We start from the raw sequence: 24,953 nt of genomic DNA, 5'->3' as shown, positions 1-24,953 counted from the left end.
CCAATGAACTATAAGATCGCCTATCAACTCTACTCGTCACGCAACTTTCCGCCGCTCGCCACTCAGCTGCCGATCCTGAAGAGCATGGGTTACGACGCAATTGAACCGTGGCTGCCTGCCTATGAGGCCGATCCCGCGCTGTTTCGTCGGCAGCTCGATGATGCGGGTCTTGCCTGCTTCGGCTTCCACATGCCTCTGACGGGCCTCGTCAACGAACCCGCCCGCTACCTCGACATCGCTGAAACGCTGGGCGCGACCTATCTGATCCCGCCCTTCGTGCCCAAGGAGGAGCGGCGGGAAACGAGCGATTTCTGGAAAGGGATTGGGAATAAGCTCGCTGTCGGTGCGGATAAGGCGGCGGAACGTGACCTCAAGGTCGCATGGCATAATCACGATTTCGAGTATTTTGCCCTGCCTGACGGCTCACGCCCGATCGAGCACATTCTCGGGCAGAGCGAGGCGGTTCTTTTCGAGATCGACTGCGGCTGGATCACCCGTGCCGGCGCAGATCCGGCTCTGGAACTGCAGCAATATGCCGACCGCATCGCCTGCATCCAGGTGAAGGATACGGCCCCATTGGGGACGGTCGAAGACGACGGATGGACGGCGACCGGCGACGGCATCATCGATTGGGCGGCGCTTGCGCCGCTGTTCCGCAAGACGACGGCCGACCATATCGTCACGGAGCACGACAACCCCTCCGACTGGCAGCGTTTTGCGCTTCGCTCGATCGATTATCTCAGCAACCTCGGATTATAGCTGCCATGAAAATCGTCGACGTCAAATGCGCCGTCATCGGACGCAGCCCGGTTGTGCGAATAATGACCGATCAGGGGCTGGACGGCTATGCGCAGGCGGAAACCTGGAAGCCTTTCCTCAAGCCGCATATCCTGAGTTTTCGCGACAACCTGATCGGTTGCGACCCTACGGATGTCGAACGCGTGATGATGCGCATCCGCCAGCGCGGTGGTTTCAAGCCCTGGGGAGCTGCCGTCAGCACCATCGAAATGGCCTTGTGGGATCTCGCGGGAAAGGCGGCCGGCCTACCTGTCTATAAATTGCTTGGCGGGAAAGTCCGCGATCGAGTTCGCGTCTACAACGGCGCGGTGCGCCTTCCTCTGTCGGGTTATGATCCGGAGGACTATGCGGCAAACACCAAAGCAATGGTTGAAAGTGCCGAAGGCTTTACCATCATCAAGCAGCCGATCGGCTTTCATAGTCCAATGGCACGCACGGTGCCCGACTTTTTCTATGGCGACCCCGAGGCCGGCAGGGTCCACGGGACCCACGAGCGCGGCATGCTGACGGAACGCGGCCTCAAACATCTCGTCGAATGCGTGGCCGCCATGAAGGAGGTTACAGGAGATCGTGTGGGGCTGGCGCTCGATTGCGGCCCCGGCTTCACCCTTCCCGACGCCATCCGCTTTGCCCGTGCCGTGGAGCCATTCAACATCCTGTGGCTCGAGGACCTGCTGACGGGAGACTATTCGCCTTTCGTCAATCCGGACATCTACCGCGACCTGACGACGGCAACATCGACGCCGATCCACACCGGCGAACAGATTTACCTGCGGCAGAACTTCAAGCCGCTGATCGAAGGCAAATGCGTCAACATCATCGGTCCCGACCCCGGCGACATCGGTGGCATTGCCGAGCTCAAATGGGTCGCCGAGCACGCCGATCTGCACGGGGTGCTGATGGCGCCGCATGGCACGGCCAATGGCCTGCTCGGGCTCGCCGCGCTGGTGCAGGTGTCGGCCACCCTGCCGCATAATTTCATCGCCTTCGAATATCCGGTCGGCGACCCCGACTGGTGGTATGACATCGTCGAAGGGCTGCCGGATCCTCTCGTTCAGGATGGACATATCAAGGTCTGGGACAGGCCTGGCCTTGGCGTCACTCTGATCCCCGAGAAGGCGAGCCGCTATCTGGCACCCGACGATGCCGATTTCTTCCAGTAAAGCACGAACTTGATGAGGGAATTCCAATGACAAGCGAATTGGCAATCTACGACCTGGAAAGCGGTACGGTGACGACCGTGCTGACCACCCCGGAGCTGATCGAGGCGCCAAACTGGACGCCGGACGGGAAATGGCTCGTGATCAATGGCAACGGCCGGCTCTTTCGCGTCGATCCCACGAAGCCGGAGATGATTGCGATCGACACCGGCTTTGCAAAGGATATCAACAATGACCATGGCATTTCCCCCGATGGAACGTTGATCGTCATCAGCGACTCCACCGAGCAGGGATCCAGCGCCATCTACTCATTGCCGTTTGCAGGCGGCACGCCGCAGCGCATCACCGAAAAGACGCCCTCTTACTGGCATGGCTGGTCGCCGGACGGAAAGACGATCGCCTACGTCGCCAATCGCAGCGGCACCTATCAGGTCTATACCTGCCCGATCACTGGCGGCGACGAAACACAGGCCACATCGACCTTCGATCATTGCGACGGTCCGGACTTCACGCCGGATGGGGAATGGATCTGGTTCAACGGGGAAAAGAACGGCGAGGTCGCCTTGTGGCGCATCAGGCCCGATGGCAGCGACGCGCAGAAAATGACCGACGACGAGCGCGTCAACTGGTTTCCACACCCATCGCCAGATGGGCGCCACGTGCTCTATGTCGCCTATGAACATGGCGTCAAAGGTCATCCGCGCGATCACGATGTCGAGTTGCGCCTCATGCCCGCGCAAGGCGGGGCAACGAAGACTTTGCTTTCGCTCTTTGGCGGACAAGGCACGATCAATGTCCCCTGCTGGGCACCCGACAGCAAACGTTTTGCCTTCGTGCGCTTTCACAAGGATGCCAACTAGGCGGCCGCGACCATCCTTTGCCGGATCGCAGGCACATCGACGCAGATTGGAAGAGCCGGCTTAGTCCGGCTTTTCCAGTTTGCCGTCGCGCAAGGCGTCGCTAAGCTCGATCCTGGCCGTGCCGATCAGTTGTTCCATGGCAAGGCGAGCGGCGTCCGGGCGACGCATGCGGATGGCATCGAGAACGTCCTGATGCCGCGCGATCGCATATTCATGCGATTGGCTGGCGCGATTGGTCAGCCGGAAACTGGCAAGCAAAGCGGCCCTGATGGCTGTCGCGAATTGGCGAAAGACCCAATTGCCGCTGGCATTGATGATCGCGGTATGGAACTCCAGATCCGCCTGGCTCCAAGCCTCGTTATCACGGGCGTTGGCCGCAACCATGTCCTCAAAAGCCGCAGCAATCTGCGCCAGCTGCTTTGCCGTGGCATTGGCCGCAGCCTGTGCCGCCGAGGCCGGCTCAAGCAATTGGCGGGCGTCGAGCAGAGACACGTAGAAGCTGCGGTCGTTGCTGAATTCCAGGGTCGCATCGAGCACGAGCGGGTCCAGATAGTTCCAGTTTTCCCGCGGCAGGACATTGGTGCCGGCGCGCGTGCGCGAGCGGACCATTCCAAGCGCCGATAGATATTGCATGGCCTCGCGCAGGCTGGTGCGGCTAACCCCGTAGACCTCGGAAAGCTCGGCTTCGTTCGGAAGCAGCGAGCCTTCGGCGATTTCGCCGGAGACGATCTGGCCGATCAGCTTCTTCAGCAGCTCTTCCCGCACGGTACGCTTTCCCTGCGCGGGCGATGTCGCACCGTGCGTGGTGCGCAGAGATCCCGAATGCGTACTCTTCACCTGAACTCCCTTCCGCTGGCTCCGCCGCGATTGCGGGTACCACCATGCTCCGGCATCAATGCGCTTCAGTAAGCTGAACGGATGTCTCCCCACACATCCGATCGCCCATCATGTCCTTGCACCACGTCCGGCCGCTGACGAGCGCAAATTATCGAGAAGAACGGCCAACAACAGAATGCAGCCGCGCACCAGATACTGATAGAAGGCCTGGATATTCAGGAGATTCATGACGTTCTCGGCAATCCCCATGATGAGGACCCCGACGACAACGCCCGTCATGGCGGCCCGACCACCGGCCAGCGACACACCGCCAAGCACACAGGCCGAGATGACAGAAAGCTCGAGCCCGGTTGCTGCGTTCGGCTGACCCGACGTGATGCGCGAGGCAAGCAGAATACCGGCAATGGCGCAAACAAGCCCCTGCAATGCGAAAATCCAGATGCGCATATTGACGACATTGACGCCGGCGAGACGCGACGCCTCCGGATTGCCGCCGATCGCCAGCGTGTTCTTGCCGAAGACGGTACGGTTCAAAGCAAAACCAAAGACGATGAACAGGATGACCATGATCCAGATCGGCGTCGGCACGGTGAGAAAGCGCGAGAGCGCCAACTGATAGAAGCTCGGATCATTGATACCGACTGCGCGTCCATCCGATGCGATGAGCGCCAGACCGCGAACGATCTGCATGGTTGCAAGCGTAGTGATCAGCGCATTGATACGGAACTTGGCAATGACGACGCCATTGACCACGCCGACGATGCTGCCGCAGATCAAGGCTGCGACGAGCCCGAGCGGAATCGAACCCGTCGAATTCGACACCATGACGGCAACCATGCCCGAGAAGGCGACCGTCGAGCCAACCGACAAATCGAAATCGCGCGAGGCAAGGCAGAACATCATCGTGCAGGCGACGATGCCGATCGTCACCACCGACTGCAGCAGACCAAGCATATTGCGCTCTGTCAGAAAGCTCGGAACGAAAAGCGAGACGATCACGAAGGCGATCGCGAAGATCACCACCAGTCCCTGTTCGCCGAGAAGTATCTTTTTCAACGAATTCATCATCACATTCCTGAACTAGATTGTACCGGCGGCATTCTTGTCGGGCAGCGCCGCAGTCAGAATGGCTCGTTCGTCGAAGTTTTCGCGCGCGACATCGGCCGCAACGCGGCCCTCGCACATAACCATGATACGATCGGAAATCCCCATGACCTCCGGAAGCTCGCTGGAGATCACGACAATCGCCATGCCATCCGCAGCCAACTCATAGAGGATCTCGTAGATTTCCGACTTGGCGCCGACATCGATGCCGCGGGTCGGCTCGTCTATGACGAGCACCTTGACGCCTTGCTCCGATAGCCAGCGGCCGAGAATGACCTTCTGCTGGTTCCCGCCCGACAGGTTGACGATGTCCTGCTTGCGCGATGGCGTACGCACCCGCAATTTGGCGATGAACTGATCGGCGACAGCAGCCTCCTTCTTCGGGTTAAGCACACCGAAGGGTGAGAAATGCCGTCGCGAGGAGATGGCGATATTTTCCTGGATCGATCGTCCCTGGATGATGCCGTCGAACTTGCGGTCTTCCGGGCACAGAACCATGCCGGCATTGATCGCCGCTTTCGGATTGTTTGGCGAGACGGTTACACCATCGATCGAAACGCTGCCCTGGTGACGATGATCGGCACCATAAAGGAGGCGGGCCATTTCGCTCCGGCCGGCGCCGATGAGACCGAAAAAGCCGAGGATCTCCCCTTTGCGCACCGAAAAGCTGATCGGATTGCGCAGTTTCGTGCCCGAGAGGTTTTTGACATCGAGCCTGACCTCACCAAGCGGCCGCTGACGCCAACCCCAGATATTGCTGATCTCGCGTCCGACCATCTGCGCGATGATCTGCTCGCGCGTCGTTTCGGCGATCTTCGGATGATGTGCGGCGAGCCTGCCATCCCGTAGCACGGACAGACTGTCGCAAAGCCGGAAGATCTCATCCAGACGATGCGAGACGTATAGAATAACGGTGCCCTTAGCCTTCAAGCGCTCGATCAGGGCAAAGAGAAGTTCGCTTTCACGTGAAGACAGTGAGGATGTCGGTTCGTCGAGCGCGATCACGCGCGCATCGAGCATGACGGCCTTGGCGATTTCCACCATCTGCCGCGCACCGATCGAGAGCGAGGCGACCTTTGCCGACGGATCGACGTCCACGCCGATCTCCTTGAGCCTGGCACGGACGGTCTCGATCAGAACCTTGCTGTTGATCACGCCTGCCTTGCCGGGAAAGCGGCCGAGCCATAGGTTTTCGGCGACAGTCAACTCGGGAACAAGCTGAAGCTCCTGATGGATCACGATGACGCCCGCATTGAAGGCATCGCGCACGGAGCTGTATTTCTGATCCACGCCATCAATGAGGATGCTCCCCGTATCCGCCGACTGGTCACCCGAGAGGACACGGATCAGCGTCGATTTGCCGGCGCCGTTTTCGCCCATCAATCCGTGGACGGCCCCCTTCTCCACGCCGAAGGAAACATCGGAAAGGGCCTGCACCCCTGGATAGCCCTTGGAAATGCTATTGAATTCGAGGAAAGCCATCTTCGCTCCATCGAGAAAGTACCCGGCGACCTCAAGCCGCCGGGACGGAAATCATCCTGATCAGATGATTATTCGATGCCGAGGTCCTTGCGAACCTTTTCATAGTCGCCGCGCAAGGCAAGCGAGCCGGAGGTCAGGGTGAGCTTCGGCGGCTCCTTGCTGTTGGCGATCCAGTCATACATGTTGATCGCAGTCTCGTAGCCGTGGCGCTTCGGCGAGATGATGACGGTGCCGAAGAAGCCCGTAGCTGCCGGCTTCTTGAACTCGTTGATGGCTGAATCCGCACCACCGATGCCGATGCCGATCATGTTGGTGGCAGGGATGCCGACGGATTCGGATGCGCGGACGGCACCCAGCACAGCTTCGTCGTTCAGGCCGAAAGCGACCCAGTACTTGATGTCGGCATGCTTGTTGAGAACGGTCGTGGCGGCATTGAGGGCAGCCTCGGTGTCGGTCTTTGCCTGCGGCGCATCAAAGATGTTCGCAGCCGGGAAGCCTGCGCCCTTCAGAACCGAGATCGCGCCTTCGACGCGGTCGACGGCCGTCGGCAACTGGTCGTAGGAAACACGGATTGCACCGACATTCTTCATGTCCCAGCCGCGCTTCTTGATTTCGTCGACGATGCCCTGACCGACGGTCTCGCCGATCTTGCTGGCGGAAATGCCCATATGCGGCACATCCTCGAGCGGTTTGCCGTCGGCATTGACGAGGCGGTCATCGACCGTCATCAACTTCAGCTGGTTTGCAGCGGCCTTGGCGACGATGCCCGGTCCGAGCTTGACGTCAGGCGTGCAGACGATGAAGCCCTGCGCACCCTGGGCGCCGAGATTGTCGATTGCCGACTGGACCTTTTCGCCGTCTTCAGCGCCGATCTTGACGAGCGTGAAGCCCTTCTCCTTGGCGGCCTGGTCGGCGAATTTCCATTCGTCCTGGAACCAGGGCTCTTCGGGCTGCTTCACGATGAAACCGATCTTGACGTCTTCCGCAAAAGCGGAACCGGCCGCCAGAACGGCAAAAGTGCCTGCAAGGATTGCCGCTTTGAAAAAGCGCATGATCTCTCTCCCTCAAATCTCCTACTGCCATCTGTGGGCAGCAGGAATTTGAATAAGAATAAACATCATACAAGTCAATATTTATGTATGATTATTTATTGCGGATATTTTGAGATGGTTATGAGGATGCGGCTATTTTAGCAACGAAAAGTGGCTCTTACCCGCAAAACATCCCGTCTGATGATTTGAGACGGCAGAATAAATCATATATTTCAGAGAGAGTGGTACACGGATGATCGGAGATCGGGCGGTCAAAGCGGCCGGGGATAATTTCCGTCAGCGCGTTTTAAAGCGGTTTTTACCGACACGTCAAAGCTCTGCGAAAGGACCTTCAGGCACGCTTAGACAGAGTCTTTTCGCCGCACGGCAGGCATAGCGGCGTGCCATCGACGGGATGCGGAATGACCAATGCCTCGACACCGAAGACCGTGCGGATCAACTCCGGGGTCAATAGATCGGCAGGCCGACCGGCGGCGTGGACGCCGCCATTAGCAACCGCAACGATATGATCCGCATATTGGGCAGCATGATTGAGATCGTGGACGACCATGACGACGGTGCGCCCGCGCGTCCTGTTCAGCTCTCTGAGGAGGTCGAGCACTTCCAGCTGATGGGCAATATCCAGATAAGTCGTCGGCTCGTCGAGCAGCAGGATGGGCGTTTCCTGCGCAAGCGCCATCGCAATCCAGGCGCGTTGCCGCTGACCGCCGGAAAGCCTGTCCAGCGGGCGCTCGGCAAGATCGGCAAGACCGGTTGCCGCAAGAGCGGCATCGACGATCTCTTCGTCCGCCTTGGTTGTGCGTGCCAGCATGCTCTTGTGAGGATGACGGCCAAAGCGGCAAAGCCGGCGCACCGTCAATCCATTGGGTGAGACCGGGCTCTGCGGCAGCAGCGCCAGAAGCTGGGCAATCGCCTTGTTGTGCATGCTGGCGATGGCTTTGCCGTCCAGCATGACCGTGCCTGCGAGTGGCTGAATGATACGGCCAAGCGCCCGCAGCAGTGTCGACTTGCCGCTACCATTGGCGCCAATCAGCGCCGTGATCTTTCCGTCCGGGATGGCGATATCGACATTCTCAAGCACTTTGACTGCACTGTAGCCAAGCGTCAGTCCCTGGGCCGAGAGACGGGGATGGACGGCGTCAGTCATGGCGGCCTGCCTCCTTGATCAGCAGGAAGATGAGATAAGGGCCACCAACCACGGCCGCGACAATACCGGCCGGAATCTCGTTCGGCAGGGCGACGAGGCGACCGATAAGATCAGCAGACGACAATGTCAGCCCGCCGATGAGTGCGCTGGCCGGAACGACATGGCGCGCACGCGGGCCGACGAGAAGGCGGGCAGCATGCGGCGCAAGCAGCCCAAGGAAGCCCATGCTGCCGACGGCGGCGACACTGCCGGCACATAGCAGCACGGAGACAAGAATGAGGCCTCCACGCAACAGGCCGGGAGAAAGCCCGAGGCTTGTCAATGTATCGTCACCAAAGCCACCGGCATCAAGGCGGATTGCCGCAATCAGCACCAGCGGAATGCAAGCGGCGAGCCAAAGCGCAAGGACGAACACGTCGGTCATGGTGCTGCCGTAGACACTGCCGGCGAGCCAGACCATGGATTGATCCGCGCGGGTTGGAAAAAGCACCATGACATATTGCATGAAGGCATGAGCCAGCAGCCCGATCGCAACGCCGACCAGTGCCAACGCCGCAATGCCGCCACCAAAGCTCCGCCCGATCGCCAGCAGCGCTGTCGCGCCGATGAGGGCGCCAGCCACCACGCCCGCAGGGATCGCCCAAACCGCCCAGGCGGCCGGCGTCAGGATGCCGACGAGAAACGCGCCAAGCCCGGCGCACTTGGTAATGCCGACGACATCAGGCGATGCCAGCGGATTGCGCAGCGCGCCCTGCAGAAATGTGCCGGCGACACCGAAGGAAGCCCCCGCCAAGATGGAGACGATGACGCGTGGCGCGCGATATTCTCTGACGATGAAAGCGCTTTTGCCGCCGGCAATACCATCAAGAACCTGTCCGATCGAAAGACTGACGGCGCCGATCGTCATGCCGAGAACCGCAACGATGAGAATGAGAACGGCAATGGCGACGCAGACGGTCGTGGTGCGGTGGCTTGCGGGAGAGACAGTGCCGACGCTCATCACGACCTCTGCTGCCAGAGAATGACGAGGAAGGCCGGCGCGCCAATCAATGCGGTCACGATGCCGACAGGCATTTCTGCCGGGAAAGCGGCGACACGCCCGATCAGATCGGCACCACTTAACAGCAATGGGCCGGCCAGGGCACTCAGGGCGATGACGGTCAATTGATCGCTGCCCGCAAGACGGCGCACGATATGAGGCACGAGCAGGCCGATAAAGCCGATCGGGCCGCCGACGGCTACGGCCGAGCCCGCAAGGATGACGATGAGTGCGGCCGCGAGACCGCCGACACGCCGCGCGTTCTGGCCAAGCGACACGCCGGTCGTCTCGTCCAGCGCCAGCACGCCGAAATGGCGGCCGGCCGTCAGAGCCGCTCCGCCGCCGAGAAGCGTGAAAGGCAGGATAACCGCGACCTTGCTCCATTGCGCGCCGTTAATAGACCCGGCGAGCCAGTAGACGATATCCTGGGCTGCATTATTGGCAATCAGGATCGCTTGCACGAGCGCTGAGAGAACCAGCTGAATGGAAATGCCCGCAAGCGCCAGCTTCATGTCGTTCATGGTCCCGGAGACCGATAGCGCCCACATCGCAAACCCCACCGCAGCCGCGCCAATGAAGGCTGGCCATATTGTGCCGGCACCGCGCAAGCCGGGCATCGCGATCAGGCAGACGACAATCATCAGCGATGCGCCGGCATTGATGCCGAAGGTTTGTGGAGAGGCAAGCGGGTTGCGCGTCAACGTCTGGATCAGCACGCCGGCAATGGCGAGATTTGTTCCGATAAGCAACGCCAGCATTGCTCGCGGCATGCGGACGTCCCAGACAAGGGCGCTATCCGGCGAACCATCGGACGCTAGAAGTAATTGCAGCGCGCGGGTGACCGGCAGCTGCGAAACACCAAAGGAAATGCCTGATATCACGATGCCGACCAACGCCGTCAGGAAAATGATTCCAAGCAAAATGGTCCGGCCGCCCGTCGGCCGCATTACCGCAAGATCACCGCCGCTCATGCGCGTCTACCCGGCATCATAGACCTTTGCGAGGATTTCGCGGACGATCATTTCCGCCGTTTTCAACCCGCGGAAGCGAGAGAACTGGTTGCGATCGACCTCGAAGATCTTGCCTGATTTCACCGCCGCAACATTGGCAAAGGCGCTATTGCTTTTCCACTGATCGAGCACGGTGCCGCCGGCATCGGTGGCAACGAGAAGCACGTCAGGATTGATGGCGATCAGGCGCTCCAGCCCGGCGCCGCTCTCAACCGCCTTCGACGATTCGACAGCAGGCGTCAAACCGATGGCCTTGAAGACCGATCCGGTGAAGGACGAGGATGTGTGCAGGCTCATGGAATCCGGTGTAGCGACCGCAAGCAGGAAGCGCCGCTTCTCACCTGCGGGAATTTTGGCCGCAAGGCCGGCAATGGTCGCCTCGTGGTCGGCGATGGCCTTCTCGCCCCTCGCCTTGTCTCCCAGCGCATCGGCAATCACGACGACCGAACCCTTGATGGTCGCATAGTCGCCCTCCCAGCTGTTCAGCACGATCGTCGGCGCGATCGCACCCAGCTGCTGATAGATGGCAGAATGACGCGTCTCGTCCGCGATGACGAGATCCGGCATCAAGGCGCTGACGAGTTCGAGGTTCGGCTCCAGTCGCGTCCCAACGGAGCTGTAATCGATATGCTTGCCGAGCAGCTGATCGATGCGCTTGGCCTGATTGTCGTCCGTGATGCCGACGGGCACGACACCGAGCGCATCGAGCGCTTGGACGAACGAAAATTCGAGTGCAACGACGCGCGAAGGCATGCCGTCGATTTTGGTCGTGCCGAGCAGATGGGCAATCTGTCTGCTTTGGGCGGCCATTGCCGCAGCCGCACGAAAGCCTGCCGGCGACGCCAGCAAAACCGCAAGGGCGCGGGCCATATGCTTATGCAGATCCCGCCGTGACAGATGTTTTTGCAGCATTGAAATGCTCGGTCCCGTAACGTTCGATGGCCGCCCTGACATCGGGCGGCACCTTAAGCAGAGTTTTTTACTCTTGTTAAGTGACCGGCATCCATGATCGCGAATGCCGGCCAAAGCAAGCCTTTAAAAGGCAATAGACGCATTGACGAAGAAGGTGCGCGGCTGGCCGACGAACTTGCCGCCATTGTTGTCGGTCGACCGCGTGAAGTAGACCTTGTCGAACAGGTTCTTGACGCCGAACGCGAGTTTCGGCGCGTTCTTCTTGTCTTCCGGCTGGTAGGCCACGCGCAGATTGACGATACCGTAGCCCGGGATATCACCGAGACGACCGGTCGCATCCTCCTCTGTGACATATGTTGCGCCATCCGTTGCAGTCCCGGGCGAGCGCTGCTTCGATTGCGCCGTCACATCGGCGTTGAGGACCCAGTCATCGTAGCGATAGCTGGCACCGACCGTTCCGAAATTACGCGAGTAGAAGGGCAGATCCTTGCCCTTGAATGCACCAGCCTCATACGTCGCCTGGGTAAAGGTGTAGTTGGCATAGACCGACATGCCATCCAATGCCGACGTCAGGCTTCCGAGATCATATTGTGCCGCCGCCTCGATGCCCTGATGCTTGGTCGCTCCAAGATCGGTCCACATGCCATCACCGACGATGCTGCGGCTGAGATAGAGTTCCTTGTCGAAATCGATGTAGAACGCCGTCAGCTCGGCTTTCCAGCTATCGCCCTCGTAGTGCGTGCCGAGTTCGTAGGTGGTTGCCTTTTCGGGATGCAGGCCGTCGGTCGTCGATGCGAGCTGGCTATATTGCTCCGGACCGAACGAGACGCCGACATTGCCGAAGACGCTCCAGGAATCATTGAGCTTGTAGGAAGCCGAAATCGTCGGTAGCAGCTCGCGGGCGTCGATCGACGGCGAGATAGTGCTGGTGACAACACCGCTGGCCAGATTGGTGACGTCATTATGCGTGCTGATGATTTCGTAGCGAACGCCGGGCGTTATCGTCCAATCCCCGATCTCGATCTTGTCATCGATATAGAAAGCATGCGCGGTCGTGCCGCCATCGCTCGTCTGGTAGGTATTCATCGAGAGACTGTAGGGATCGATGCCGGTGGCGCGATTGTAGTAGGCGGTTCTCGCCGCGACTTCGGAGCTTTGCTCCCAGAGGAAACGATAACCGACCGTTACCTCGTGGCTGATGTCGCCGGTGTCGAAAACGCGTGAATATCGTGGCTCAATACCAAAATACTCATAGTCGCGCGGTGCGGATGTAAGACGATAAAGGTTGGCGCTCGCGCCAGTTCCCTGCTGTTCGACATGGCTGCCGCGGAAAGAATTCACATAGTAGCCGAGAATCTCGAAATTGTTCTCGCCGTCATTGTGCTGGTAGCGCAGCGAGACATCGTTGCGGCGTCCGCTAAAGTCGTCGTACTTGCGCGTGGACTGATAGGGATCGGCGGTAAATTCGGCGGTCGTCAGGCCGCCCGGCATTTTGCCTTCGCCCTGATAGTGATGGTACTCGGCGCTCAGCGTATCCGTGTCGGACAGCTCATACTTGCCCTTCAGGATAAAGTCGTCGATATCGCTGCGGTCGTTGCTGTCGCGATATCCCTGGCCGTGGATACCGGAATAGAGGAAAGCGCCGCCGAGGCCATTATCGCTCGTACCACCAAGCAGGAAGCTCGGCGTTGCCTTGACATTGCCGTTGCCGGCAGCCTCTGCCCCCGACGAGAAGCTTGCGGTGAAGTCTTGGGGGATCGGCCGGGTCACGAAATTGATAATGCCGCCGACATTCTGCGGACCGTAGCGCACGGAGCCTGCGCCACGCACGACGTCGATCGTATCGACATTGCCAAGCACTAGCGGAAACAGCGACAGTTGCGGCTGACCGTAAGGCGCATACGACAAGGGGATGCCGTCCATCAGCACGGTCGAGCGGGGCGAGAGACGGGACGTCAATCCTCGAACGCCGAGATTGAGGGAAACATCGCTACCGCCCGTACCGCTGCTATCTTGAACCTGGACGCCAGGCACCTGGTTGAGCGCATCGCGCACATCGAAGGCGCCGCGTGCCTCGTACTGATCCTGACTGATGATCGTTCGCGCGCCGGGATGCTTGAGGACCTTTTCGGCATTGGGCTGATCAAGCCAGTTGCCGGTAATCGTGATCGCTTCCAGTTGCGTCGCATCCGCTGCCCCAGCGTTTTGAGCATCGGTTGCGGTCTTGCCGGCTTCCTGAGCGTAGCCATGCAACGGCGTCAGCACGACACTGGAAAGAAGGGCCGCCCTAATGGCCCGCGTGGTGATGTTCATCGGATATTCCCCTGATATCGCTGGATAAGCGTAATTTTTCGCCATGCCCGGCAAGCCTGGCGCGCCAATGTGATGTTCGAAATTTCGACTGGAGAAGACTGAGCGATCAGCCGCAGTATTTCGGCGGCGCTCGCAGGCGCGGATGAGCCTTTTTACGGAAGTTCTGGGTCATGATGTTTGGTACGGTTTCGACGAGACGATAGTGACTGTCGGCCTCACTACAATAATGTAGCGAAGATTTCAAACAAACATTACCAAAAAAATCATGTTTTTAACATCAATCGGCCGAGCCGACGCCACGGCGCAGCGTTGCGAGCCGCTCCTTCGCCTCGATCGCCTGAGCTGGGTTTCGAACAGAAACCCCGTAGGCAAGGATGTCTGCGATCACCATGGCGCTCAGGTTCCAGCTTGCGAGCTTCGTCGGCACGCCGACACATCGAAGCACCACGGATACCTTGTCGGCATACAGGGCCTGCAACTGAACACCGCTGACGAGAATGACCGAGATGCCGTTCGCCCTGCCCTGATCGGCGATGAGCTTCAATTCCGCCATATCGCGCAGGGCATGGAAGAGAATGATCGCGTCGCCGCTGCGCACATCGACGAGTTCGTTGGCAAGTGAAAAGCCGGTGGCTCCCGATGTCCGGGTCCGAATGCCTGCCCTGCTAAGACCGACGGCACAGTGCTTCGCCACGGCCTCGGCCGTCCCGATGCCGAGGCTCCATACGGTATCGGCCTGCTCGATCAGCGCGATCGCCTGACCGAGCTCCTCTCCTTCGGCAAGCCCTTCCGATGATTTCAGCGCCTCCTGGGCAGCAGCAAACATCTGCCTGGCGATCTTCGTCATATCGCTGCCTGTCGCGCGAAAGCGCTGCTCCAGGCGCTTGCTCGGCGGTGTCGTTGCCGCCAGCGAACGGCCGCAAATTCTCTTGAGCTCCGGAAGGCCGGTGAAGCCGAGACGTTTTGCCGTTCGAATCACGGTTGCGTCGCTTGTGCCCGTCTCGGACGCGATTTCTTCGGCGCTGCGAAAGATCAGAACCTCGAGCGGCATCGCAAGCAGATGTTCGGCCACGGCCAACTCCGACCGACTGAGCTTCGACCGATGCTGCTGGAAACGATCGTTCAACTCCGACTGCATTGCTCTGCTTCCTGTGTCATTCATTTTTTCCCTGCATAGCCGAGGCTTCGCCTGCGGGAAACCGCAAAACAGGAATGGCACACAACTCGCAACTGAGCGTGCGCCTAATCCGTCATCCATGGGGCAGTGTTTTCGTATCATATGCCGCCGATCCATCCCTGGACGGATCGGCAGAACATGGATCGCTATTTCACAGCGGCATTACCGCCGTCGGCAAACAATGCGGAGCCGGCAACGAAGCTCGACATCGAACTTGCGAGGAAAAGCGCCGCCTGAGCGATTTCCTCAGGCCGGGCAATGCGCTTCATGGCATGCAAACCGGCTGCCCATTCCTTTTGCGCCTCGTCCCCTGCCATCGCCGTATCCGTACCACCGGGCAGGAGAGCGTTTGCCCTGATCCCCTGGGCCGCATAATCCGCAGTGATGCCCTTCACCAGGCCCATCAGTCCGGCCTTGGCGGCGGCGTAGGTCGCCATGCCGGGAAGCCCGACGCTCGTGCCAACGAAGCTTGAGGTGAAAATCAACGAGCCACCGCCGCGCGCAAGCATGGCCGGGATCTGGCAACGACTGCCAAGGAATGCCGAGGTCAGGCTCGACCCGAGAGTCTGCTGCCATTCCACCACAGAGACATCGGCAAGCGGCTTGATCGGGCCGATGGTCGCCGCATTGTTGAAGGCAATATCGAGACCGCCGAACGCGGAGACGGCGGCAGCGACTAGTGCCTCATGGGTTTCCGGCAGACCGGCATCGCCTGCCACGATACGAACCTGCCCGCCCTGGGCGCGGATGACGTCCCCCACGTCAGCCAAAGCCGCCTCGCCTCTCGCGTTCAAAACAAGCGCAGCGCCCTGCGCGCTGAACAGAAGCGCAGCAGCGCGGCCGATCCCCGACGATGCACCAGTGATGATCCCGACTTTATCCTGCAGCATGCCCATAGATGATCTCCTTTTGATGGGGATACCCGGATAAGCGACGAGCGGGCGGCTCAACCACCCGTTTCATGCCTTCAACTGTCACACCGGGCGCTCCCACAAACGCGAGAATTGCATCCGCCTCTTTCGTTTCTATAGGCCGCCTTTCGGCCGCCATGTTTCGGCGTAACACAGGCCCGATACGATTGATCGACCGAGGGCGTGGTCGGTTGTGGGGGACAAGATGAAGAAACTGATGGCTGTCGCAACCTTGTGCGTCTGTCTCTTGCTCGCGATCATCTACACCGCGATGGGCGGCGATTATCCGGCCTTGCAAGATGGCGACCTGATCTTCCAGACTTCGACCAGCAACCAATCGAGCGCCATCATATTGGCCACGGGCTCGGCCTTTTCGCATATGGGGATCATCAAGAACGATCACGGCGTCGTCAGCGTCATCGAGGCCGGCGCGAAGGTCAAGGAGACCCCGCTGAACGTCTGGGCCAATCGGGGCGTGCTCAGGCGCGTGGCGATCTATCGCGATCCGCGCCTCACACCGGAAAAAGCGCAGCAGCTTCTATCCTTTGCCCGCACTCTCTACGGCAAACCTTACGACCTGTTCTTTTCGTTCAACAACGATGCGATCTACTGCAGCGAATTGCCCTATCTCGCCTACAAGGCTGCCGGCATCGCGATCGGCAAAGTGCAGAAAATATCGGCGCTCAACATCGACAACATGCTTGTCAAAAAGCTCGTCAAATCGAGATGGCAACGCGACGGTGAGTGCACCGAGCGCGGCTACGATTTCGATCAATGTTACCGGCACATTCTCGATCAGGACCTGATCACGCCGGTCAGCATCGCTCAAGATCCAAATCTCAAGCTCATCTATTCGAATTATCCATTGTGAGAGATGCCGGACGGCTGAGGAACAGCCTCTCCATCCGGCACTAAGCGATTACCAGTTGGGCCGCGTCCCATAGGGATAGCCGGGGCGCCGCGGATAATCGTCATAGTATCGTCTGCGATCCGGATAATACCGGTCGCGATCCCTCCGATCCTTCTTCTTGGAGGCTTCGGAGATGGCATAGGCGCCAACCGCCGTAGCCGCCACACCGACGGCGACCGCTGCCGCCGCCTGATCCGACTTCTGGCGATTCTCCGCGTAAATATTTTGCGTGCAACGTCGATATTCCATCGAACCCGGGCGCAACCCGATGCGATCGCAGCTGGCATAGGCGCTGTCCAATGACTGCTGCGGCGATTGGCAGCCGGACAAGGTAACGGCGGCTGCAAGAAGAGAAATAAGTACTGGTTTCATTTTCTTTGGTCAGTCCTTAAAGAGCACGGGAGGTCCATCGCCGAAGCTTTGGACCCGAGGTTTCATGACGATTGAACCCAAAAGCGCGCAGGCGCCTTCGACGCCCGGCGCGTCAGCGCAGGGCGGATCTCATTGCCACCGATATTCATGACGAGTATGAATCGCGCCGCCGCCCGATCACTGAATGCTTGTTTTCACGACCACGCGAAGCAAGCCGATTGCTGGCTGCATTCGCAACGACATTCCCCGAAATTTGGCAATCCTGCCCTGCACGTCCCGACGCAAATAGCGTGTCTGCGGCGAGCGGCAGAGGCTATATCGTGGACAATCGACCTCCCGTGAAAGCCGATTGCACGGACATATTTGCACGCTGGTTCAACATGGTTTCTTTCAGACAATTTGGGTCGAGCGCCGCTGCCCCACCCCGAAGCAGCGGCTAAAATGCAAAATATACCAATTCGGTCGAAAATCAACCGAAATGATAAATTTAGTTTTGGGGACCCTATTTGCCGGGCATGCCGCACTCGCGCCGCGATCAGCCTGCCTTGCTTGCGGACGCGATGGCGTCAGACATGATGGCGATACCGCGATCGATCTCCGCCTCCGAAACCGTCAGCGGCGGAGCGATACGGAACACACCGCCCATGCCGGGAAGCTTGACGATATTCATGCTCAGCCCACGCAGCATGGCCTCTTCCATGATCCTTGCACCAAGCTCGAAACCGGGCGCCTTGGTCTGTCTGTCGGCGACGACCTCGAGCCCGAGAAGAAGACCGCGTCCACGCACATCGCCGACGCATTCGAAACGCTGCTGCAGCGACAAGAGGCCCTTCCTGAGATGCTCTCCGCGCTTGACTGCCTGGGCAACCAGATCGTCCCGCTCGACCACATCGAGTACCGTCAGACCAACCGCCGCCGGAAGCGGATCGGAGACGTGGGTCGTATAAAACAGAAAGCCGCGCTCATGGGCTTTCTCTTCAATCTCCGAGGTCGTCATCACGGCCGCCAGCGGCAGACCGGCGCCCAATGTCTTCGAAAGCGTCAGAATATCGGGCGTCACACCATCGCGCTGGAAGGCAAACATCTGCCCGGTTCGACCGACACCTGTCTGCGCTTCGTCAAGGATCAGCAGCATGCCGCGCTCTTCGCACTTGTGCTTGAGTGCTGCGAGATAGCCCGGCGGAAGCTCCAGGATGCCGCCGCTCGACAGGATCGGTTCGGCGATGAAGGCCGCAAGATTGCCCGTTGACTGCCGGTCGATGAGCGAGAAGGCATCGTCCAGTTCCGTCTCCCAGTCATTGCTGCCATCGGGCCGCGTAAATCGTGGGCGATAGGCGTTCGGAGCGGGAATGACCAGAGAGCCGGCAGCGGCAGGCCCATAGCCGCGCCGGCCGGCGCTGTAGGTTGCCGAAGCCGCAGCACCCGTCATCCCATGCCAGCTTTGCGCGAAAGCGACAACCTCATGACCACCCGTGACCAGCTTTGCCATGCGAATGGCCGCTTCGTTCGATTCAGCGCCCGTCGTCAACAGCTGCACCCTGTCGAGCCCCGGCGCCAGAGCGGCCAGCCGCGCGGCGAGATCGACGACCGGACGAGAGAGCATACCGCTGAAGAGATGGGCGACGGTTCGCATTTGCCGATCGACAGTCGCCACAATGTCGGGATGCGTGTGGCCGAGAACGCCGCTCATCTGACCGGAGGTGAAGTCAAGGATCGCGCGCCCATCCGCATCGTAGACGAAACTGCCCTCCGCCCGCTCCACGATAATACTCTCAAAGCTCGGGCCGTATCGCGTCAGATGCTTGTTGGCGGAGGTCCAGAATGCGGGATCGGAATTCAGCGACATCGTGCTTCTCCTGGTTGGCGCTAAACCAATGGCTATCGAGACTTGTCATTTCAGGCAAATTGATATTCTTTCATTCCGATATTGGGAAAATTGATATCTTGCGCGACCTCGATCTCACATTGCTCAGAAACTTCGCCGTCATCGCCCGAACCGGCTCCATCAGCCTTGCCTCGGTGCAGGTGGGGCGAACCCAATCGACGCTGAGCATGCAGATGCAAAGACTGGAGGATCAGATCGGACAGGCGCTTTTGCATCGCAGCGGATCGGGTGTTCGACCGACGTCTGCCGGTGAGAAATTACTCGCACACGCGGAATTTCTTCTGGCAAGGCATGACGAAATCCTGGCGGAAATGGACGGGACGACCCTCAGGGGCTCCGTCAGTCTCGGCTGCCCCGAGGACTACTCGATCGCTTTTCTGCCAGGTGTTCTGAAAAGCTTCTTTGCTCGGCACCCCGATGTCGAGCTGCGCATGGTCTGCGCCCCGACCACGGAGCTGCGCCCGCAGCTGCTGCGCCGGCAGATCGACGTGGCACTTATCTCCGTTGCCGATCCGGTCAACAGCGAAGTCCTTCGGAGCGAAGATTTCGTCTGGGTCGCCAACGCGGCCAAACCCGTCATTCTCGATCACCCCAATCTTCCTTTGGCGCTCTCGGCGCCGACGACGCTGGACTATCGGGCCGCCTGCGACGCGATGGAAGCGATCAATCGGCGTTACCGTGTGGCTTTTGCCAGCAACAGCCTTGCCGGGCTCATCGCGATTGCCCGTTCCGGCCATGCGATCAGCGTGTTGACAAGGACAGCGGTTCCACCGGATCTACACATCATCCAGGCCGGGCTGCCGCCGCTTCCGACGATCGGGATAGCGCTTGAATATGCTGAAGCGAGACCCTCTTCCGTTGCGCGAGCGCTCGGCGATCACATCCGCGCGGTGCTGCCCGGCCTTTGATTTGTCGGAAACAAGCGCGATGGTCTCGACCGGCGACGGCGCGTTTTTTGAAGACAACCTTCTTTTTTGTGTTAAGTGCGCCCCATACAACGGCTAAGGAGACTCGCCTTCATGACTGAACTGGCACCATCGCAAATCTCGGGACTAAAGCTTGCGCAGCAAGGGGACCTGCATCCCCAATCTCCCAAGAAGTGGACGCACCTCAACGCGACGGTGACCTATGCGAAGAACGATCGCTGGAAAGAGCGGCCCCAGAAAATCAAATCCGTCAGCGATAAGACGCTCAAGGAATTGAGCGAGCTCGGCTTTCTCGAACGCCTCCACCTCAACGACGATGCCGCAAGCGACGCGTACGCCATCACCATGGCCGGCAAGATCTGGCTTTTGAAGAACAAGTAAAGCTCCGTCTACAGCGCCCCTCCCATATAAGGGCGACATTTGAAAGCGCGACAAGCGTGCATCCGGCTGATTGAGGCGGTTGCGCGCACGCTTCGCCATGCCGGAGAATTCTGATCCGCGATTATAGGATGCCTCGCCTTTCGGCGTCGGCGATCGGATCTCTGGCATCCATCGGCAAATATCGAAAATTCGACCGCAGTTCTTGAATGGCAGACGCACTCGCGACGCCTGATCGCACTTTCTTTGGCCGCTTTGCAGAAGCACACAAGCAGCCCTCTTCCAGAGCAACGATTGGATAACATCGGGTTGTCGGCTACCGCCTTCGCCAGTCAAAAGTTGCGAATTATGAAGCGAAACTGAAACGCGATGAGTTTTCGTTTGACATTCCTTTATCTTCATTTATCGTTTTTCTAGTTTCGGTTTTCGCGTGAGGGGTGCAAATCGGAATGGGGGAGGAACCATTGTCCAGACATCAGAGTCGCATGGAATTTGTCAGGCAGCGCCGTTCAACGAACCGCGTCGCCGTCCGTTTCGCGCATCGCGGTTTTTACTGCGACAAAGCCTGCGCAAGTCGATCGATGCAAAGCCTCTCGCGACCATAGCCTCGACAGCAGACGGCGCCCGGAAGGGCTAGGCCGAACCCGAACAATTCAGTTTTCGAAATCCTCGTGGCGGCATCAAACCGCGGCGCATGGAAGGAACGTATCGTGCTTGAACTCAAGGGCGTATCGAAGTCGGTTGGCGGCGAAACGCATATCGCGGAAACCGACCTCACATTGCAGCGCGGCACATTGAACGTGCTTCTCGGCCCGACGCTTGCCGGCAAGACCTCGTTGATGCGGCTGATGGCCGGCCTCGACAAGCCGACCACGGGCACGGTGCATGTCGACGGCGTCGATGTTACCGGGCAGCCGGTGCAGCGCCGCAACGTCGCCATGGTCTACCAGCAGTTCATCAACTATCCCGCCATGACCGTCTACGACAACATTGCCTCGCCGATGCGGCTGAGCGGCAAAAGTGCCGCTATCATCGACCGGGAAGTGAAGAAGGCCGCCGATATCCTGCGGCTTGGTCCTTTTCTGGATCGCCTGCCGCTCAGTCTTTCCGGTGGTCAGCAGCAGCGCACGGCACTGGCCCGCGCCATCGTCAAGAACGCAGGGCTAGTGCTGCTCGATGAGCCGCTCGCCAATCTCGACTATAAGTTGCGCGAGGAGTTGCGCGCCGAACTGCCGAAAATCTTTGCGGAATCCGGCGCCATCTTCGTCTATGCCACGACCGAACCGTCGGAAGCGCTGCTTCTTGGCGGCAACACCGCAACACTTTCGAAAGGCCGCATTACGCAGTTTGGCCCAACGATCGACGTCTTCCGCAATCCGAAAGACCTGATTACCGCCACTACCTTCGCCGACCCGCCGCTGAACACGATCATCCTCGACAAGCGCGGTCGCGAATTCGGGCTGGACGGCAATATCCGCCTGCCTGTCCCAACAGGCCTCGAGAACCAGCCGGATGGTCGCTACACCATCGCATTTCAGCCGCACCACCTCGCGCTATCGCCTCAGACGCCAGAGGCCGTGGCCGCGCCGGCAAAGGTCATGGTGACCGAGATTACCGGCTCCGAGAGCTTCATTCATATCGACTTTGCGGGGCATCGCTGGGTCATGCTGACCCAGGGCGTTCAGGACATCGATGTCGACGACGCGATCGACGTCTATATCGACCCGCGCCACATCATGGTCTTCGACACCGATGGCGCCGCCGTCACTCCCGCCCTTAAACAAGCCGCCTGAGGAGGGACAATGGCCCGCATCGATCTCGACCACATCCGGCACGCCTACAACGATCACCCTAAATCCGAAGCCGATTACGCGCTGAAGGAAGTCAACCATAGTTGGGAAGACGGCAGCGCCTATGCGCTGCTCGGCCCTTCCGGCTGCGGCAAGACCACGCTGCTCAACATCGTCTCAGGCCTGGTGCAGGCCTCCGAGGGCCGAATCCTGTTCGATGGCAAGGACGTGACCCGTCTTTCGACCCAGGAGCGCAACATCGCCCAGGTCTTCCAGTTTCCAGTCGTCTACGACACGATGACCGTCTACGACAATCTCGCCTTCCCGCTGCGTAACCGGCATGTTCCGGAAGCAGACGTGAAGCGCAAGGTCGACGAGATCATCGAGATGATCGGCCTTTCCGACAGCGCGCACCGCAAGGCGCGCGGGTTGACGGCCGATGCCAAGCAGAAGATCTCGCTCGGCCGCGGCCTCGTGCGCTCGGATGTCAACGCCATCCTGTTCGACGAGCCGCTGACCGTCATCGACCCGCATATGAAGTGGGTGTTGCGCTCACAGTTGAAGCAGTTGCATCGTCGCTTCGGCTTCACCATGGTCTACGTCACCCATGACCAGACCGAAGCGCTGACCTTCGCCGACAAGGTTGTGGTCATGTACAATGGCGAAGTCGTGCAGATCGGCACGCCGAACGATCTGTTCGAGCGTCCGCGACACACCTTCGTCGGCTATTTCATCGGCTCGCCCGGCATGAATGTGATGCCCGTCGAGATCGAGGGCAGCAGCGCGCGGATCGGCAATCGCACGATCGCGCTGCCGGGTGCGCCGCAGGCCAAGGGCGCCGGCCGCTCCGAGCTTGGCATCCGCCCCGAATTCGTTCGCATCGGCCGCGAGGGCATGCCCGCCACCGTGACCAAGGTTGAGGATCTCGGCCGCCGCAAGGTGGTGCGCGCCAAGCTCGACGGCCAGGACATCGTCGCCGTCATCGGCGAGGACCAGACCGTGCCAGCCGAACCGCACATCGCCTTCGACCCCGCCGGCATCAATATCTACGCCGACTCCTGGCGCATCGAGATGGGAGCCTGACGATGGAAAAGACCTGGAACAACAAAGCCTGGTTCATGCTCATTCCGGTTCTGCTGCTCGTCGGCTTTTCCGCCGTCATTCCGTTGATGACGGTGGTCAATTACTCGGTGCAGGACACTTTCGGAAACAATCAATTCTTCTGGGCGGGCACGCAATGGTTCGAGGAAATTCTTCGCTCCGGCCGCTTCTGGGATTCGATGATCCGCAACCTGATCTTCTCCTTCGTCATTCTGGCGATCGAGGTACCGCTCGGCATTTTCATCGCGCTTAACATGCCGAAAAAGGGGATTGGCGTTCCAGTCTGCCTCGTGCTGATGGCGTTGCCGCTGCTCATCCCGTGGAACGTCGTCGGCACGATCTGGCAGGTTTTCGGCCGCAGCGATATCGGCCTGATGGGCTACGTCCTCGTCAATCTCGGCATCGACTACAATTATGTCTCCGATCCGGCCGACGCCTGGGCGACGATCATCATCATGGACGTCTGGCACTGGACGAGCCTTGTCGTGTTGCTCTGCTATGCCGGTCTCGCTTCCATTCCCGACGCGTTCTACCAGGCCGCCAAGATCGACGGCGCCTCACGCTGGTCCGTCTTCCGCTACATCCAGCTGCCGAAGATGAACCGCGTGCTGTTGATCGCCGTGCTGCTGCGCTTCATGGACAGTTTCATGATCTATACCGAGCCCTTCGTCGTAACCGGCGGCGGCCCCGGCAATTCGACCACCTTCCTGTCGATCGATCTCGTGAAAATGGCGCTCGGCCAATTCGACCTCGGACCGGCGGCGGCCATGTCGCTGGTCTACTTCCTGATTGTCCTGTTGCTGTCCTGGGTCTTCTACACCGTCATGACCAATTACGATGCAGGAGAGAGCCGATGAGCGGCAAATCTCTCTCCACCACAGCCAACGATGCTGCAACGCATACGCTCACGCCTTCCGATGCGGTATCCGCATCGATCGCCTCGACGAGTGCAAGGGTCCGCCGGCGCCATGGCGAGGCAGGACGCTGGTCCTGGCTGGTGCCGACGATCTACATCATCCTGCTGCTGTTGCCGATCTATTGGCTCGTCAACATGAGCTTCAAGACCAATGAGGAAATCGTCAGCGGCCTGACGCTCTATCCGCATCAGCCGACGCTGCGCAATTACGCGATCATCTTCACCGACCCGTCCTGGTACAAGGGCTATATCAACTCCATCACCTATGTCGTCATGAATATGGTGATCTCGGTCGCCTGTGCTCTTCCCGCCGCTTACGCCTTCTCGCGCTACCGTTTCCTCGGCGACAAGCATGTCTTCTTCTGGCTGCTGACCAACCGCATGGCGCCGCCGGCCGTCTTTGCGCTTCCCTTCTTCCAGCTCTATTCGGCCTTTGGCCTGATCGACACCCACATCGCGGTGGCGCTGGCGCACTGCCTGTTCAACGTGCCGCTGGCGGTCTGGATTCTCGAAGGCTTCATGTCCGGCGTGCCGAAGGAGATCGACGAAACCGCCTATATCGACGGTTACTCGTTCCCCCGCTTCTTCATCAAGATCTTCATTCCCTTGATCGCAAGCGGTATCGGGGTCGCCGCCTTCTTCTGCTTCATGTTCTCCTGGGTCGAGCTGCTGATCGCCCGCACGCTGACGGTGACCGACGCCAAGCCGATCGCCGCCATCATGACGCGCACGGTGTCGGCTGCCGGCATGGACTGGGGACTGCTTGCCGCCGCCGGCGTGCTCACCTTAGTGCCCGGCGCGCTCGTCATCTATTTCGTCCGCAACTACATCGCCAAGGGCTTCGCGCTCGGCCGCGTCTGAAGGAAAACCGCC

23 protein-coding genes are annotated in these 24,953 nt (G+C 59.7%); 10 read left to right on the top strand and 13 right to left on the bottom strand.

Annotation, left to right across the window (positions count from 1 at the left end; genetic code table 11):
* The first annotated feature begins 3 nt into the window (after positions 1–3).
* Genes HGP17_RS29895 through HGP17_RS29885 form a run of 3 tightly spaced genes read left to right on the top strand, consistent with a single transcriptional unit; the run spans position 4 to position 2,818 of the window.
* Positions 4–759: a sugar phosphate isomerase/epimerase gene (locus HGP17_RS29895; RefSeq protein ID WP_168814955.1), complete on the top strand. Its 756-nt coding sequence runs from the start codon at positions 4–6 to the stop codon at positions 757–759.
* Between the two features lie 5 nt (positions 760–764).
* Positions 765–1,961 carry a mandelate racemase/muconate lactonizing enzyme family protein gene (locus HGP17_RS29890; RefSeq protein WP_168814953.1) on the top strand — a complete coding sequence of 399 codons (1,197 nt, stop codon included), beginning with the start codon at positions 765–767 and terminating at the stop codon, positions 1,959–1,961.
* 26 nt (positions 1,962–1,987) lie between these two features.
* On the top strand, positions 1,988–2,818 hold the full coding sequence (locus HGP17_RS29885; protein WP_168814951.1) for a PD40 domain-containing protein: 831 nt from the start codon (positions 1,988–1,990) through the stop codon (positions 2,816–2,818).
* Between the two features lie 60 nt (positions 2,819–2,878).
* Here the strand turns inward: HGP17_RS29885 and HGP17_RS29880 are convergent, their stop codons facing one another.
* From HGP17_RS29880 to HGP17_RS29830, 11 genes are all read right to left on the bottom strand, one after another.
* Positions 2,879–3,655, bottom strand: a complete 777-nt coding sequence (locus tag HGP17_RS29880) for a FadR/GntR family transcriptional regulator (RefSeq protein ID WP_348649006.1) — start codon at positions 3,653–3,655, stop codon at positions 2,879–2,881.
* A 108-nt stretch (positions 3,656–3,763) separates the two neighbouring features.
* Positions 3,764–4,720: an L-arabinose ABC transporter permease AraH gene (gene araH, locus HGP17_RS29875; protein WP_168814949.1), complete on the bottom strand. Its 957-nt coding sequence runs from the start codon at positions 4,718–4,720 to the stop codon at positions 3,764–3,766.
* A 15-nt stretch (positions 4,721–4,735) separates the two neighbouring features.
* The gene (araG, locus tag HGP17_RS29870) at positions 4,736–6,241 is read right to left on the bottom strand and encodes an L-arabinose ABC transporter ATP-binding protein AraG (protein WP_168814947.1); all 1,506 of its coding nucleotides are present in this window, start codon (positions 6,239–6,241) and stop codon (positions 4,736–4,738) included.
* Positions 6,242–6,309: 68 nt separating this feature from the next.
* Complete coding sequence (locus HGP17_RS29865; protein WP_168814945.1) at positions 6,310–7,293, bottom strand: arabinose ABC transporter substrate-binding protein; 984 nt, start codon at positions 7,291–7,293, stop codon at positions 6,310–6,312.
* 331 nt (positions 7,294–7,624) lie between these two features.
* A complete protein-coding gene (locus HGP17_RS29860; protein WP_168814943.1) occupies positions 7,625–8,440 on the bottom strand; it encodes an ABC transporter ATP-binding protein in 816 nt (271 codons plus the stop codon).
* On the bottom strand, positions 8,433–9,440 hold the full coding sequence (locus tag HGP17_RS29855) for an iron ABC transporter permease (RefSeq protein ID WP_168814942.1): 1,008 nt from the start codon (positions 9,438–9,440) through the stop codon (positions 8,433–8,435). Before HGP17_RS29855 ends, HGP17_RS29860 begins: the two co-directional genes overlap by 8 nt.
* Complete coding sequence (locus tag HGP17_RS29850; RefSeq protein ID WP_246704288.1) at positions 9,440–10,450, bottom strand: iron ABC transporter permease; 1,011 nt, start codon at positions 10,448–10,450, stop codon at positions 9,440–9,442. Before HGP17_RS29850 ends, HGP17_RS29855 begins: the two co-directional genes overlap by 1 nt.
* Before the next feature lie 6 nt (positions 10,451–10,456).
* On the bottom strand, positions 10,457–11,401 hold the full coding sequence (locus HGP17_RS29845; RefSeq protein WP_246704287.1) for an ABC transporter substrate-binding protein: 945 nt from the start codon (positions 11,399–11,401) through the stop codon (positions 10,457–10,459).
* A gap of 123 nt (positions 11,402–11,524) precedes the next feature.
* On the bottom strand, positions 11,525–13,714 hold the full coding sequence (locus HGP17_RS29840) for a TonB-dependent siderophore receptor (RefSeq protein WP_168814940.1): 2,190 nt from the start codon (positions 13,712–13,714) through the stop codon (positions 11,525–11,527).
* A gap of 277 nt (positions 13,715–13,991) precedes the next feature.
* Positions 13,992–14,852 carry a MurR/RpiR family transcriptional regulator gene (locus tag HGP17_RS29835; protein WP_168814938.1) on the bottom strand — a complete coding sequence of 287 codons (861 nt, stop codon included), beginning with the start codon at positions 14,850–14,852 and terminating at the stop codon, positions 13,992–13,994.
* Between the two features lie 185 nt (positions 14,853–15,037).
* Positions 15,038–15,787, bottom strand: a complete 750-nt coding sequence (locus HGP17_RS29830) for an SDR family oxidoreductase (RefSeq protein ID WP_168814936.1) — start codon at positions 15,785–15,787, stop codon at positions 15,038–15,040.
* Between the two features lie 220 nt (positions 15,788–16,007).
* On the opposite strand from HGP17_RS29830, the gene HGP17_RS29825 reads away from it, so the two are divergent.
* Entirely contained in the window at positions 16,008–16,673 is a 666-nt protein-coding gene (locus HGP17_RS29825; protein ID WP_168814934.1) for a YiiX/YebB-like N1pC/P60 family cysteine hydrolase, read from the top strand.
* Positions 16,674–16,721: 48 nt separating this feature from the next.
* Here the strand turns inward: HGP17_RS29825 and HGP17_RS29820 are convergent, their stop codons facing one another.
* A complete protein-coding gene (locus tag HGP17_RS29820; RefSeq protein WP_168814932.1) occupies positions 16,722–17,084 on the bottom strand; it encodes a hypothetical protein in 363 nt (120 codons plus the stop codon).
* A 535-nt stretch (positions 17,085–17,619) separates the two neighbouring features.
* Positions 17,620–18,930, bottom strand: coding sequence for an aspartate aminotransferase family protein (locus HGP17_RS29815; protein WP_168814930.1), 1,311 nt, complete (start codon positions 18,928–18,930; stop codon positions 17,620–17,622).
* Between the two features lie 89 nt (positions 18,931–19,019).
* On the opposite strand from HGP17_RS29815, the gene HGP17_RS29810 reads away from it, so the two are divergent.
* The 6 genes from HGP17_RS29810 (at position 19,020) to HGP17_RS29785 (ending at position 24,941) form a co-directional block, all read left to right on the top strand.
* On the top strand, positions 19,020–19,877 hold the full coding sequence (locus tag HGP17_RS29810) for a LysR substrate-binding domain-containing protein (RefSeq protein ID WP_168815083.1): 858 nt from the start codon (positions 19,020–19,022) through the stop codon (positions 19,875–19,877).
* Positions 19,878–19,988: 111 nt separating this feature from the next.
* Entirely contained in the window at positions 19,989–20,276 is a 288-nt protein-coding gene (locus HGP17_RS29805; RefSeq protein ID WP_168814928.1) for a hypothetical protein, read from the top strand.
* Positions 20,277–20,983: 707 nt separating this feature from the next.
* On the top strand, positions 20,984–22,066 hold the full coding sequence (locus HGP17_RS29800) for an ABC transporter ATP-binding protein (RefSeq protein ID WP_168814926.1): 1,083 nt from the start codon (positions 20,984–20,986) through the stop codon (positions 22,064–22,066).
* A 9-nt stretch (positions 22,067–22,075) separates the two neighbouring features.
* Entirely contained in the window at positions 22,076–23,146 is a 1,071-nt protein-coding gene (locus HGP17_RS29795) for an ABC transporter ATP-binding protein (RefSeq protein WP_168814924.1), read from the top strand.
* Between the two features lie 2 nt (positions 23,147–23,148).
* Entirely contained in the window at positions 23,149–24,021 is an 873-nt protein-coding gene (locus HGP17_RS29790; protein WP_168814922.1) for a sugar ABC transporter permease, read from the top strand.
* Positions 24,018–24,941 (top strand): carbohydrate ABC transporter permease, encoded by a 924-nt coding sequence (locus HGP17_RS29785; protein WP_168814920.1) that lies wholly within the window; start codon positions 24,018–24,020, stop codon positions 24,939–24,941. Before HGP17_RS29790 ends, HGP17_RS29785 begins: the two co-directional genes overlap by 4 nt.
* The last annotated feature ends 12 nt before the right edge of the window (positions 24,942–24,953 follow it).

The organism is Rhizobium sp. P38BS-XIX (assembly GCF_012641435.1).
GTDB lineage: Bacteria > Pseudomonadota > Alphaproteobacteria > Rhizobiales > Rhizobiaceae > Rhizobium.
This window is presented reverse-complemented; position numbering and strand designations above follow the sequence as displayed.